This window comes from Microcystis sp. 49638_E5, assembly GCF_021300285.1.
GTDB classification, from domain to species: Bacteria; Cyanobacteriota; Cyanobacteriia; order Cyanobacteriales; family Microcystaceae; genus Microcystis; species Microcystis aeruginosa_C.
This window is the reverse complement of the sequence record NZ_JAJTDH010000026.1, coordinates 18,223-30,623: the sequence shown is the minus strand read 5'-3', so window position 1 is coordinate 30,623 and position 12,401 is coordinate 18,223. Positions and strand designations below refer to the sequence as shown.

Annotated in this window: 15 protein-coding genes and 2 pseudogenes; 3 read left to right on the top strand and 14 right to left on the bottom strand. The window is 41.4% G+C overall.

Features of this window, described 5'->3' with window-relative positions; translation table 11 throughout:
* The 3 genes and pseudogenes from LW728_RS09525 to LW728_RS09515 all read right to left on the bottom strand — a co-directional run.
* A pseudogene (locus LW728_RS09525) lies at positions 1-93 on the bottom strand (IS607 family transposase); the annotation flags it as partial.
* A gap of 82 nt (positions 94-175) precedes the next feature.
* Positions 176-367 (bottom strand): annotated as a pseudogene (locus tag LW728_RS09520) (LOG family protein); the annotation flags it as partial.
* A gap of 139 nt (positions 368-506) precedes the next feature.
* On the bottom strand, positions 507-1,691 hold the full coding sequence (locus tag LW728_RS09515; RefSeq protein WP_287766456.1) for a tetratricopeptide repeat protein: 1,185 nt from the start codon (positions 1,689-1,691) through the stop codon (positions 507-509).
* Positions 1,692-1,728: 37 nt separating this feature from the next.
* Between LW728_RS09515 and LW728_RS09510 the strand changes: the two genes are divergently transcribed.
* Entirely contained in the window at positions 1,729-2,904 is a 1,176-nt protein-coding gene (locus LW728_RS09510) for an esterase-like activity of phytase family protein (RefSeq protein WP_287666727.1), read from the top strand.
* A 111-nt stretch (positions 2,905-3,015) separates the two neighbouring features.
* Here LW728_RS09510 and LW728_RS09505 read toward each other — a convergent pair whose 3' ends face one another.
* The 3 genes from LW728_RS09505 to LW728_RS09495 all read right to left on the bottom strand — a co-directional run bounded on the left by LW728_RS09505 (position 3,016) and on the right by LW728_RS09495 (position 5,185).
* Positions 3,016-3,567, bottom strand: a complete 552-nt coding sequence (locus tag LW728_RS09505) for a LabA-like NYN domain-containing protein (protein WP_002802138.1) — start codon at positions 3,565-3,567, stop codon at positions 3,016-3,018.
* Positions 3,568-3,948: 381 nt separating this feature from the next.
* Entirely contained in the window at positions 3,949-4,773 is an 825-nt protein-coding gene (locus tag LW728_RS09500; protein WP_287666724.1) for a sulfurtransferase, read from the bottom strand.
* Positions 4,742-5,185 (bottom strand): ATP-binding protein, encoded by a 444-nt coding sequence (locus LW728_RS09495; protein ID WP_002802134.1) that lies wholly within the window; start codon positions 5,183-5,185, stop codon positions 4,742-4,744. The genes LW728_RS09500 and LW728_RS09495 overlap by 32 nt, the downstream gene beginning before the upstream one ends.
* Before the next feature lie 170 nt (positions 5,186-5,355).
* Here LW728_RS09495 and LW728_RS09490 point away from each other — a divergent pair, with 170 nt between their 5' ends.
* Positions 5,356-6,492: a SpoIIE family protein phosphatase gene (locus LW728_RS09490; protein WP_287766453.1), complete on the top strand. Its 1,137-nt coding sequence runs from the start codon at positions 5,356-5,358 to the stop codon at positions 6,490-6,492.
* On the opposite strand, the gene LW728_RS09485 is transcribed toward LW728_RS09490, so the two are convergent.
* Entirely contained in the window at positions 6,493-6,816 is a 324-nt protein-coding gene (locus tag LW728_RS09485) for an STAS domain-containing protein (RefSeq protein ID WP_002802117.1), read from the bottom strand.
* Positions 6,817-6,961: 145 nt separating this feature from the next.
* Between LW728_RS09485 and crtO the strand changes: the two genes are divergently transcribed.
* Positions 6,962-8,608, top strand: coding sequence for a beta-carotene ketolase CrtO (crtO, locus tag LW728_RS09480; RefSeq protein ID WP_287766450.1), 1,647 nt, complete (start codon positions 6,962-6,964; stop codon positions 8,606-8,608).
* Between the two features lie 396 nt (positions 8,609-9,004).
* Here crtO and LW728_RS23395 read toward each other — a convergent pair whose 3' ends face one another.
* The 7 genes from LW728_RS23395 to LW728_RS09445 form a co-directional block, all read right to left on the bottom strand.
* Positions 9,005-9,145 carry a type II toxin-antitoxin system YoeB family toxin gene (locus LW728_RS23395; RefSeq protein ID WP_373276103.1) on the bottom strand — a complete coding sequence of 47 codons (141 nt, stop codon included), beginning with the start codon at positions 9,143-9,145 and terminating at the stop codon, positions 9,005-9,007.
* A gap of 104 nt (positions 9,146-9,249) precedes the next feature.
* Positions 9,250-9,501, bottom strand: coding sequence for a type II toxin-antitoxin system Phd/YefM family antitoxin (locus tag LW728_RS09470; RefSeq protein ID WP_287766448.1), 252 nt, complete (start codon positions 9,499-9,501; stop codon positions 9,250-9,252).
* A gap of 243 nt (positions 9,502-9,744) precedes the next feature.
* Positions 9,745-9,954, bottom strand: a complete 210-nt coding sequence (locus LW728_RS09465; RefSeq protein ID WP_002737731.1) for a type II toxin-antitoxin system HicB family antitoxin — start codon at positions 9,952-9,954, stop codon at positions 9,745-9,747.
* The gene (locus LW728_RS09460; RefSeq protein ID WP_287766446.1) at positions 9,951-10,169 is read right to left on the bottom strand and encodes a type II toxin-antitoxin system HicA family toxin; all 219 of its coding nucleotides are present in this window, start codon (positions 10,167-10,169) and stop codon (positions 9,951-9,953) included. The genes LW728_RS09465 and LW728_RS09460 overlap by 4 nt, the downstream gene beginning before the upstream one ends.
* A 60-nt stretch (positions 10,170-10,229) precedes the next feature.
* Complete coding sequence (locus LW728_RS09455; RefSeq protein ID WP_287766444.1) at positions 10,230-11,624, bottom strand: tetratricopeptide repeat protein; 1,395 nt, start codon at positions 11,622-11,624, stop codon at positions 10,230-10,232.
* Positions 11,608-11,775 carry a hypothetical protein gene (locus LW728_RS09450; protein WP_002737018.1) on the bottom strand — a complete coding sequence of 56 codons (168 nt, stop codon included), beginning with the start codon at positions 11,773-11,775 and terminating at the stop codon, positions 11,608-11,610. Before LW728_RS09450 ends, LW728_RS09455 begins: the two co-directional genes overlap by 17 nt.
* 126 nt (positions 11,776-11,901) lie before the next feature.
* Positions 11,902-12,249 (bottom strand): hypothetical protein, encoded by a 348-nt coding sequence (locus LW728_RS09445; RefSeq protein WP_287766442.1) that lies wholly within the window; start codon positions 12,247-12,249, stop codon positions 11,902-11,904.
* Between the last annotated feature and the right edge of the window lie 152 nt (positions 12,250-12,401).

Sequence of the window (12,401 nt, the reverse complement as noted above, 5' to 3'; positions counted from 1 at the left end):
AAGACGTTCTCCTTGTAACTGCCCTCGATTCCACATTCTCCAAGCAGTGTCATAACTGATCCCTTTTTTCTTAGCATAATCTGATAGTTTTATATGAACTGCAATGTAAACTTGTACTAACCATATTAGCAGTTGTTTGCAGTCATTTGCATATATTTTTTATAAAACTTTACAATACCTGAAATCCCTTTTCTAGATCTTCGATCGCGTAGGTTAAAATTTTCCAATTCAGGCGATCAATTTCCTCCTCGGCAATTCTGACTATTGCTTCCAGAGATCTTTGAATCCATTTACCATCTTTTAAGTGGGGCAAATGTTGCAGCAATTTCAGCAAGTCTTCGGTTAATTGAGAATAGGAATTTTCCATTGGTGGGTTGGGTTTTGGGTTTTAGGGTGGTCACTGCGTGCGCGTTGCGGGGGGTTTTAGGGTGTTGGGGAAGATATTTCTTAGTCCCCATTTCCCCATTTCCCTGTCCATTAGTTCACTATTTAAAGACTTAAGGTCACTATTCAGGATTATTTATTGCTTGATTAACTTGGGTGATTTGGGTTTGAAAATATTGTTCACGATAACGGATAGCTTGGGCTAATTCCGCACCTTTTTGGAAAGCGAGTAAAGCTTGGGGATAATTTTTTCTCTCTAGATAAATTTGACCGATTTGATCGTAGGTATTCATTAAACCGTAGTAATTATAACCCAATTCATGGACTTTAATTAATTCTTGATAGATTTGTAAAGCATAATCCACCTGTTGATAACTTTTATAAAGTTCGGCCAACTTATTTAAAGCTTCTCCTGCGGTGCCGTACTGTTGTAAAGCAAAAGCGAGAGAATAGGCTTCTTGAAAGTTTTGGCTGGCTTTATTTGCATCTTTTAAAGCTTGGTAATCTAAACCAATTTGAATTTTTAGAGCGGGAATTAACTGTATTTGCTGATTTCTGATCTGGGTTTCAGCTATTTCTTCTTTAATTTTTACCGCGTTAGCTGGTTGCAGAGATTCTCGATAAATTTCTGCTAGTCTTTGCAAATAAATTCCTTGCTTGAGTGAGTCATTACGAGCTTTGGCTAGTGCTAATAATTCCTCGTAAACTGGGGATGCTTTTTGATAATCAAAACGGGATAAATGAATTTGACCAAGTTGATTTAGAGTCGCTTCTACTGCCACATTATCACCAGATTGTCTGGCATTAGCTAGAATTTTATCATAGATAATTATCGTCTCATTAAAAGCTCGGATCTGTTGATAGGATGTACCTAGTAATGCTAATAATTCCCCGTCCATTGTCTGGTTAGTTTCTGCGGTTTGTTGCAGAGCTTTTAAACGAGCAGTAATTAATTTAACATCCTCGGTTCGATCTCGATTCCAAGCTGCTAACCCCACTTTTCCCAAAGATTTTACTTCTTCTTTGGCTCCTAAATAACGATTTAATTTAATCACTTCATACCAGATAGGAAAAGCTTCCTCATTTAATCCCGCATCGTATTTAGCCTGAGCTTCAGCATCGCGTTGATCGATGTATAATAAAAGTTGACGACGCTCCAAGGGAGTTAAAGGGCGATCGATTGCGGGTAATAAAGGACTTTTTAGGGGAGTTTCGAGGGGATTGGCTGCAGGGGTTTCTGTTTGTGCGAGGAGAGGAAGGGAAGTACCGATCAAACAGAGCCATAAACTGAGAGAAAAACGTAGCATAATAGATTGATAGGAGCGTAGTAGAGGATGATATTTTGTGATTGATCGATTCTATAAGAGACTGACTGCCGAAAATTTGCGTTTCCCAATTTTGGGTTTAATTGCTAGTTTGATTGTAACCTTTAGTCTGGGGGCCTGTGGTGTCTCCCCGCAAGTTTTGGCAGAACAACGAATGTTTCTACCCCTCTCGGTCGAGTTTTTGGGAGAATATCAATTACCAGAAGCGGATTATCAGGAGACAAGGGTGGGGGGATTATCGGCAATTACTTATGATCGTGCCAATAACCGCTTTTATCTCCTCAGCGATGATCGTTCTCAGAAAGCTCCGGCCCGCTTTTATACGGCTAGTTTGCAGATAAATGATGAAAAAATCGAAAAAGTGAATTTAGAGGCGGTCACGTTCCTAAAAGATGGCAAGGGAGAAAGGTTTAAAAAGGGATCGATCGACCCGGAAGGTATCGCTTTTTCGCCCCGACAAACTTTGTTTATTTCCAGTGAAGGTGCGGTTAAAGAGGGAATTGCTCCTTTTATTGCTGAATTTGATTTGCAGGGACAATTAAAGGAGTCTTTGTTAATTCCTAATCGCTTTTTACCGGATGATAGCAATCAAAAAGGAATAGAGGATAATTTAGGGTTTGAATCCTTAACTTTAGGGATTACCAGCACTCTCAAAGACGATCCTTTTCGTTTGTTTACTGCCACAGAAAACGCTTTAATTCAAGATAGTCCCACGGGAAAAAGAGCAGAAAATCTCAGAGTGCGACTTCTTCATTATGTGATTGATCCGATTGGTGCGCCTGTGTTAGTATCGGAACAATTGTATGTGTTAGATGAGCCACCTAGTGGTGCGAGATACTACGGTTTAACGGAATTATTAGCTTTAGAAAAAGAGGGTTATTTTCTCAGTTTAGAGCGAACTTTTGGTTTAGAAGGTTTTGGAGCGAAACTATTTCAGGTAGTTAATGGTAGTGCCACGGATACCTCGAAAATTGCTCGGATACCGGGGGAATTAGAAGCTTTACAGGTGCAACCCTTGCGGAAAAAATTATTACTAGATTTAGGGACTTTGGGGATTGATTTAGATAATTTAGAAGGAATGACCCTCGGTCCAAGATTAGCTGATGGCAGTCGCTCTTTGATTTTAGTCAGTGATGATAATTTTAATCCGAATCAGGTCAATCAGTTTTTACTATTTCGACTCAAGGAAAAATAAACAAGAGATGGTTAATTGCCTCACCTATCCCCTTCTGGGAGAGGGATTGGGGTGAGGACTAGCAATAAAGAAAAAGGGGATAAATAGCCGGTTTAAAGACACAACGGCCAGTTAATAATCACTTTTTTCGATATCTTTGCGAAGATCATTCAGGTCAATATAGCGATCGGTAGCGTTGCGTAATTCCCTAGCGATCATCCCTTCCGTAGAAACTACGGTAATATGAGTATTTTTAGAGCGCAATAGTTCGATCGCTCGTTCAAAATCGCCATCACCGCTAAATAAAATCACTCGATCGTATTGATCGACGGTATTAAACATATCGACGACAATTTCGATGTCTAAATTAGCTTTCTGGGAAAAACGACCGGAACTATCATCATAATATTCTTTCAAAATTTTTGTTCTCACCGTATAACCCAAACTAATTAAAGCATCGCGAAAACCTCTTTGATCTTGGGAATCTTTTAAACCCGTGTACCAAAAGGCATTAATTAACATAATATTCGGGTCGTTGGTGAAGTAATTTAACACCTTGCGCGGGTCAAAAAACCAACCATTTTTTTGTTGAGCATAAAACATATTATTGCCATCCACAAAAATCGAAAGGCGATCTTTCGGACGGGTGCCACCATTACAATGACAAAGACCGGCTTCTGTCATACAAAATACATACCTAATTTTTTATACAGTTTAACTATAAAATTACTTTTTAGTAATTTTACGGGGGAAAACGACTATTCTTTGGGGAATAGCGGTGATTTGAGAGCAAAAAGATAGCAACTAAAATAAAAATTAGCTTTTTTGTCTAAGTAGGGAGACACAATTATTTGTAGGATGGGTTAGCGGTAGCGTAACCCATGCGGGCGTTGGGTTTCATGCTTCAACCCAACCTACGTTTATCTTATATTTAATTCCACCCACCCACTTAGGAGACAAACTAGATAATAGTTTGGGAATAATTAAAAGTGATAATAGAGGGATTGTACAGTAATCAGGTCATTTTGATAATCTTTCTCGATAGATGGGTATCAATAGGGCTGGTTAGATCAGGTAGGAACACCAATCACTCCAACCTCCAGAATATAGCTTAACATTCTCGTATCCGGCTAGGGTCAGGGAAAAGATATTAACACAGGCTGTCACTCCCGAACCACAGTAGAGGATAATTTCTTGATCGCCTTGCCGCTCTTGCCAACGTTGTTTTTGCAGGGCCAGGGGTTGAGAAAAACCCTGACTATCGGTGACTTCTAACCAAGGATAATTAAGCGCCCCCTCGATGTGGCCGGCGATCGGATCGATCGGTTCCCTTTCGCCCCGATAGCGATCGCTTTCCCTGGCATCAATTAACACCACTCCCGCTTGCTCTTTTTGCCTTTTTACCTCCTCGATTGTGACTACCCAATCCTGTTGAACTTGGGGGAGAAAAGTGCCGGTTTTCGGCACAGGTATCTGATTAGAAACGGGATAACCGGCATTTAACCAATTTTGCCAACCACCATCGAGAATGCTGACTCGTTCATGGCCCAGATAACGTAATAACCACCAGAGACGACTGGCAAAGGCAAAACGGGAGGCATCGTAGGCGATGACATGGGTTTGGCCGGAAATCACCCCTAACGAGCTTAATTTAGCGGCGATCGTCGGCGGATTCGGTAAAGGATGACGGCCGCCATGACGGGCAACGGGAGCCGATAAATCGCGATCGAGGTGTAAATAGAAGGCATTTTCAATATGATTGGCTAAATACTCTTGATAACCGAGATCGGGATCGTTTAATTGAAAACGACAGTCAATAACCATCAGATCGGGGCGATCAAGATTAGTCACTAACCAACTAGGAGAAACGAGGGGTGCGATCGGATTCATGGCGGGAAAATTGTTTAATAATTAATAGACAGTTGCGTTGATCTTCGCTGCGAGTATAACTGAGTTGATCGGCGATTTTTTGGAGGATCGGCAGTCCTTGCCCATGACCAGAGAAACTATAGTCATGATAGGCGTTTTTCTCGATAAAGTCCTCTAAATCGAAGGCGGAACCCCGATCCCAGATGCGAATTTCCATCTGGGATCGGGTAATCTCGATCTCGATCTCGATCGGGATTTCGGGAGGTAGGTGTCGGTGAGCGTGACGGACTGCATTAGTAAAACCTTCGGCAAGAGCAAGCTGACACTGGAGCCAGTCTTTTTGGGGAATGCCGGCCGGTTCAAGTTGCTGAAAATATTTTAAAACGGTATCTAAGGACCTGAGATCGCTATCTACCTGAAAAGAAATCTTCACCCCCGGCTTACCTCTCCAATGCCTTACGCTAGAAGTTATACCATTTTTCCCAAACTATGACTGATGTATTAGCTCGATTCTGGATTTAATCCTGTCTTGAGGTACAAGCAAAGTCGTCCACTCCCCTCTAGTGTAAGCAGTAAGATTGAGATAGTCGAGTTACAAAAAAGATGGTACGAATTCTAGTAATTGATGATGATGGAGTAATTCAGACGTTTCTGAGCCGCGCTTTGCAGAAGGAATACGAGGTTTTTGTTGCCAGTGATGGGGAAGAAGGATTAAAGCAAGCGGGGCAACTAAAACCGGCGATGATTATTTGTGATTGGATGATGCCGGGGATCGATGGGTTGGAAGTTTGCCGGCAAATTAAGCTTAATCCCCAACTGTCAACGACTTTTTTTATCCTCTTAACTTCTTTGGGATCGGTGGAGGATCGGGTGAAGGGATTGGATGCGGGGGCGGATGATTTTTTGTGTAAACCGATCGAGATTAATGAGTTAAGAGCGCGCGTGCGGGCGGGAATGCGTTTGCATCAATTAAGTCACGATCTGCAAGCGCAAAAACAATTACTAGAAATGGAGTTAGCGGAAGCGGCGGAATATGTGCGATCGCTGTTACCAGAACCTTTTATTTCTCCAAAACTTGCTATCGATTTTCGCTTCCTTCCTTCTCGTCGATTGGGGGGTGATGGCTTTGATTATTATTGGTTAGATAATGACCATTTGATGTTATATCTTTTAGATGTGGCAGGCCATGGGTTGCGAGCGGCTTTACCTTCCCTTTCGGTGATTAATTTACTCCGTTCTCGTGGTTTAACTCAGGTAAATTACTATCAACCTAATCAGGTTTTACAAGGGTTAAATCAAGTTTATCAAATCAGCCCTAAGAATGATAAATATTTTACTATCTGGTACGGAATTTATGATCGGAAACAACAACAGTTAACCTATGCCAGTGCCGGTCATCCCCCGGCAGTTCTCCTGACTCAAAAACCTTTTGGCCAGATGATTGAAACCAGACTGAAAGCCCCCGGTTTTCCCATCGGGATGTTTCCGGAAGCGGAATATATTAATCAGGTTAAATGCCTGAATTTACCCAGTAGCCTTTATCTTTTTAGCGATGGAATTTACGAGATCGATTGTGCTGATGGTAGGATGTGGGGACTAGAAAACTTTATTCAATCTTTGCGAAATTATCACTGTAATTCCGCCAAAAATCTCGATAATTTTATTGAAGGAATTCAAGCTTTACAATTTGATGGTAATTTTAAGGATGATCTTTCGATCATGCAGGTGGATTTTCGCTGATTAACTTCCTAAAATTTTTTGTTCTAATTCTTCTCGGTTATTAAAAATTTCAAAAACTCGATCCATATCGGTCAATTCAAATAACATTTTTATCTGATCATTAATCGAGCAGATAAAAATCTTACCCCCCGCAGAACGCACGGTTTTTAAGGATAAAACTAGCGCCCCTAAACCAGAACTATCCATAAAGGTGACATTCTTGAAATCAACGATAATAACCTCGGAACCTCCCTGCACGGCTTCGGTAATTTCTTGGCGAAATTGGCCAGCTTGGTTGCCATCTAAAATACCCGATGGTTGAATAACTTTAATCGCAGAACTCATAAAAAAAAGGAAAAATTAAAGGTTTTCTACCTGCTCACTCATAACTGCTCGCTGAAATCTGCTGATAGCAGCGAATCTTTAACTATTTTTAACATATTAGGGTCAAGAAAAGCGCAAAATTAAAAATAGGAATTTTTGAAACTGCATGGAAAGTTACGATGTCATCCTCATCGGTGCCGGGCATAATGGTTTAGTTTGTGCCGCCTATCTCCTCAAAGCCGGTTATCGCGTCCTCCTTCTCGAACAGCGTAGCGTACCAGGAGGAGCCGCTACCACAGAAGCGGTTATCCCGGATCTAGCCCCCGATTTTAAGTTTAATCTCTGTGCGATCGATCATGAATTTATCTTTTTAGGACCAGTAATTGAGGAATTGGAGCTAAAACGCCACGGATTAGAGTATTTATTCTTCGATCCTACCGTTTTCTGTCCCCATCCCTCCGGCCAATATTTTCTTTCCTATCGCTCTCTGGAAAAAACTCACGCCGCAATTGCCCAGTTTTGTCCGCGAGATGCCGATCGCTACCTTCAGTTTATCGACTATTGGGCGCAGTTGATGAATGCGATCGGGCCTTGGTTTAATGCCCCGCCCCAAGATTTGCTCAGAATCGCCCGCAATTATAACTCTAGTGCTTTAGCTAGTGTCTGGAAAGCGATCGGCTCGAAAAAGAAACTGCTCGACTTCATCCGCACGATGATTACTTCCCCCGAAGATGTCCTCAATGAGTGGTTTGAGAACGAATTTGTCAAAGCACCCCTGGCTCGTCTAGCGGCGGAAATTGGCGCTCCTCCCTCCCAAAAAGGCATTACCTCCGGGATGATGATGATGGCGATGCGTCACTCCCCCGGGGTGGCTCGCCCTCGTGGTGGTACAGGCGCACTAACCGAGGCTCTGGTGAAATGTGTTGTTAGTCTCGGTGGGGTAATTTTAACCGAGCAGAAAGTTAAACAGATTCTAATCGAGGAAGGACAAGCGATCGGGGTTAGGGTGGACTCTGGACAAGAATATCTGGCAAAAGCGGGTGTTATCTCTAATATTGACGCTAGACGAGTTTTTTTACAGTTAGTCGCCCCCGCCGATGTGGATGCCGCCGATCCGGAATTGCGAGAAAGGGTAGAACGGCGAATTGTCAATAACAATGAAACAATTCTTAAAATTGATTGCGCCCTCGCCGAAGCGCCAAGGTTCGAGGCTTATGATCACAAAGAGGAGTATTTACAGGGAACGATTCTCATCGCCGATTCCGTCCGTCACGTTGAACAGGCCCACGCTTTAACGATTTTGGGGCAGATTCCCGACGAAAATCCCTCGATGTACCTAGATGTCCCCACTATTCTCGATCCCTCCATGGCTCCCCAGGGCAAGCATACCCTCTGGATCGAATTTTTTGCCCCCTATCAGATTGCCGGGGCCGAGGGAACGGGATTAAACGGCACGGGATGGACGGAAGAATTAAAAAATCGCGTGGCCGATCGAGTTCTTGATAAACTGGCCGATTATGCTCCCAATCTCAAATCTTCGATCATTGCCCGTCGGGTGGAAAGTCCGGCCGAATTAGCTAATCGTTTGGGTTCCTATAAAGGTAATTACTATCATCTTGATATGACCTTAGATCAGATGATTTTCCTGCGTCCTTTGCCAGAAATAGCTAACTACAAAACCCCCATTAAAAACCTTTATTTAACTGGGGCAGGAACTCACCCCGGCGGCTCAATTTCGGGGATGCCGGGGCGTAATTGCGCTCAGGTTTTTCTGCGGGATCAAAGCACTTTTCTGCAAAGATTATTTAACTAGGGTTTGCTGAATAAATGTGAAATATGTACAAGGTAAGGAGTTTAGTGGCTTGTTTCACAAAACAGATGCAAGATTTTAAAGCTAGTGTCTCAAAAACCTTGCATCTTGATCGACGATCGCCCTTACTTTTTCAGCAAACCCTAATTATTTTTTACTATTTGAGTATCGGGGTGATTTTCCCTTAATTCCAAAATGTAATAAGACAGCTGAATAAAAATACTATAGTGATAATTCATGGGTTGTCTCCTTGATTTAATTTTGCTAGTTCCTGAAGTGCATTTCTTCCGTCTTTTTCCTGGTAGCGATCAGCATCACTACTATCTTTGCCTGACAGGGGCAAGCTATATTCTAAACGGGGATGACTTCAGGCGTTATGACCGCTCTTACCTAATCTCCCTAGTGTGTTTTGGTACGAATAATCAGAATAGTTTTATCGTCTTCATAAATTTCATAAAGCAGACGATCTTTTCTATTTAGGCGATAGGAATACAAGCCTTCTAAATCGCCTTTTAAGGATTTGCCAATATAGGGATTAATTGCAATTATGTTAGTTAAAATTTATTGAAGTTTGACTTTTTGTTTTTGGGTGAGTTCGTCGGTATCTTTTCGCGCTTGTTTAGAAAAGACAATTGTGTAGGTTGTCATCCAAATACTTGTTCCATTATCAGGGTTTCTCCTGCGGCATATTCTCGTCGTGCTGATGCAATATGTTGTAATAGTTTGGAATCTTGCATGAGTTCGGAGGTTTCAGCTAAGGATTCCCATTCTTCTTGAGTGATGAGAATATAACTGCGATTTTCACGAACGATCACTACTCCATCGGGTTCTTTTTCAGTGCGATCGCAGAGTTTTTCTAGGTTGGCTTTGGCGTAATCAACGGTGACTTGATACATAAATCGCTTACGGTTTGTGGGGATTAGTCTTATAATAAAGCAAAAATTGCTTCTTGGCTGACGTTTTCATTATTTATTTTGGGCTTTTTGGTTCTGATCGAGAAGAAGGAGATATGACAACTTTAGTAATGATCTAAGCCGTAACTTGCATAATGTTTATTTTGGCTTTTCCGAGATCATGGTATAAAATGTTCTATGAACGGTTAAATACTAGGAAATATTACTGAACTGAGAATATTTGGGCTATGCGGAAATAGCCCGGAGAGGTGGGAGAGATTTGCCTCGTGCAGTGTAGTCTTCGATAAGGAGATCTAGAACTTCAAGGGCATTTTGTAGAGCTGCATGGTAGGTTTCACCATGGGTATGAGCATAGGGGCCAAATTCAGGGAGGTGGGCGATAAATTTGTTGTCTTCTTCTGACCATTGAATAAAAATACTATAGTAATAATTCATGGGTTGTCTCCTTGATTTAAGTTGGCTAGTTCCTGAAGTGCATTTCTTCCGTCTTTTTCCTGGTAGCGATCGGCATCACTACTATCTTTGCCTGACAGGGTCAAGCTATATTCTAAACGGGGATGGCTCCAAACGGTATGACTACCTTTACCGGGGCGATAGGTAAACCCTGCTTTCAGAAGTATAGACTTGAGTTCTCGTATTTTTTTAGGCATTTACTATCTGCTGGAGTAATTTTATTGCAGTTTGAGCATTATTAAGGTATTACAAAGAATCTAGGAATGACGGAGTGATTGGATATATTCCACCATTTCGGGGGGAAAGCGTTGGCTTAATTCCTCATCGGGAAGTTGAGAAAGCATCAGATTATAATTATTTTTTACTGTTTGAGTGTCGGGGTGATTTTCTCCTAATTTTTCCGAACAAATAGCAATCGCTTTTTGATAAAGCGGTTCCGCTTCTGTGTATTTTCCTTGAGACTGATAAAGAATCGCCAGACTGTTGAGACTGTTGGCCACATGAGGATGCTCTGCTCCTAATTGCTTTTCCCTAATCGCCAGCGCTCTTTGATAGAGAGATTCTGCTTCTGCGTATTTCCCTTGAGCGCGATAAAGATCCGCCAGATTGTTGAGACTGGTCGCCACATCAGGATGCTCTTCTCCTAATTGCTTTTCTGTAATCGCCAGCGAGCGCAAAAAGAGAGGTTCTGCTTCTGCGTATTTCCCTTGATCATAATAAAGACCAGCCAGATTGTTGAGAATGGTCGCCACATCAGAATGCTCTTTTCCTAATTGCTTTTCCCCAATCGCCAGCGAGTGCAAAAAGAGAGGTTCTGCTTCTGCGTATTTCCCTTGAGCGCAATAAAGACTCGCCAGATTGTTGAGACTGGTCGCCACATCAGGATGCTCTTTTCCTAATAGCTTTTCCCGAATCGCCAGCGAGCGGAAAAAGAGAGGTTCTGCTTCTGTGTATCTCCCTTGATCTTGATAAAGACTCGCCAGATTGTTGAGATTAGAAGCAACACTAGGATTATTGCCACCAAATAACTCTTCATGGATTTTTAATCCTTGTAAAAATAGAGATTCTGCTTGAGCAAAATCGCCTTGATATTGATAAGAAGTACCTAAATTACTCGAAGCATTTGCTTCTGATGTTTTATCACCAATTTGCTGGGCAATTTCTAATTGTTTTTGAAAATATTCAATTGCTTGCTGATATTTTCCTAAGGATTGATAAGTAATCCCCAGATTTCCGAAAGCATTTGCTAGGGCAAGAATATCGCCGATCTCCTGGGCAATTGCTAATTGTTCTTGAAGATGTGAAATTGCTTCTTGATACTGCCCTAAAGACTGATAAGCCGCTCCCAAATTACCTAAAGTATTCGCCAGCGAATACCGATCATTAGTTTCTCTAATAATTACTAATTGTTGCTGAAGATATTGTACTGCTTCTCTATATTGACCCCAAGATTGATAAATCATTGCTAACCGGCCAAGAGCAAAAACCTCAGATTGTTTATCACCAATATCCTGAGCTTTTTTTAAGAGCTTTTGATAGATTTTAGGATTATGTTTTTTGGGCGTAATCTGATCAAAGTTCTCAAGATTTAACTCTGTTTCATAATTACTAGCCTGAGCCGAATTAGTTTGATTTTTATGAATCTGAATCATCATTAGCCTCCAATAAATTTAAAAATTGCTCAAATTCTGATTCTGCGGATTGAATTGCCTGAATCCATTCTGATAATTCTTTAACTGTTATATTAACTTTACCCTCCTGTTGACGAGCATTTCCCTTAAGTTTGTAGAAAATTGCTTTCAATTTACATAGACTTTCAATGCCGTAATCAAGATTAGAAAGAGAAGTCGAAATAGACTTGGAACTCTCACTGGTTGTATCTAAGTTAGCAGGGTTTTGTTTAACCTGCTCCCCTACAGGCGGCTGTGGTCAGTTGAAGTTAAAAGTCGGATTATGAATTGTTCCTTGATTAACAATTCCAACATTTTTCATCATATTAATAACGTAAGGATTAGATTGATTTTCCTTAAACACTTGTTCTGCAACTTTTTGTATTTCTGGGTCTTCCAGTAAAATCGCCATTACCTCAATGGTTTCAGATAACAAAGCAGGATCTTGATTAGCCGATTGCAACTTTTTTAAAGTATCAGGAGAATTCGCTCCGATTAAATTTATCAGTTTTTCAAGGGAACCATCTAAGACAAGCTCCCCCACACGGGCCAACGCTCCCCCTAAAATAATCGTGACTCCTGTAGCCAATAGCGTTAAAGGTTCCATGGTACGACTCCTTGCTAGTAAATGGCACTTAATTAATTGTTAGATAGTGTAACAGGCTTCTGGTTCTTGTGTTTTATCTTTAATAAGATTATAGCCTGTGAAATAACAAAATGCCTACCCCGTGGAACAGGCTTCTAGTTCCTGTACTTGAT

Coding starts and splice junctions, on each gene's coding strand:
- LW728_RS09515 (WP_287766456.1), bottom strand. CDS start 1,691: ATGCTACGTTTTTCTCTCAGTTTATGGCTCTGTTTGATCGGTACTTCC.
- LW728_RS09505 (WP_002802138.1), bottom strand. CDS start 3,567: ATGACAGAAGCCGGTCTTTGTCATTGTAATGGTGGCACCCGTCCGAAA.
- LW728_RS09500 (WP_287666724.1), bottom strand. CDS start 4,773: ATGAATCCGATCGCACCCCTCGTTTCTCCTAGTTGGTTAGTGACTAAT.
- LW728_RS09490 (WP_287766453.1), top strand. CDS start 5,356: ATGGTACGAATTCTAGTAATTGATGATGATGGAGTAATTCAGACGTTT.
- LW728_RS09485 (WP_002802117.1), bottom strand. CDS start 6,816: ATGAGTTCTGCGATTAAAGTTATTCAACCATCGGGTATTTTAGATGGC.
- crtO (WP_287766450.1), top strand. CDS start 6,962: ATGGAAAGTTACGATGTCATCCTCATCGGTGCCGGGCATAATGGTTTA.
- LW728_RS09470 (WP_287766448.1), bottom strand. CDS start 9,501: ATGTATCAAGTCACCGTTGATTACGCCAAAGCCAACCTAGAAAAACTC.
- LW728_RS09465 (WP_002737731.1), bottom strand. CDS start 9,954: ATGAATTATTACTATAGTATTTTTATTCAATGGTCAGAAGAAGACAAC.
- LW728_RS09460 (WP_287766446.1), bottom strand. CDS start 10,169: ATGCCTAAAAAAATACGAGAACTCAAGTCTATACTTCTGAAAGCAGGG.
- LW728_RS09455 (WP_287766444.1), bottom strand. CDS start 11,624: ATGATTCAGATTCATAAAAATCAAACTAATTCGGCTCAGGCTAGTAAT.
- LW728_RS09445 (WP_287766442.1), bottom strand. CDS start 12,249: ATGGAACCTTTAACGCTATTGGCTACAGGAGTCACGATTATTTTAGGG.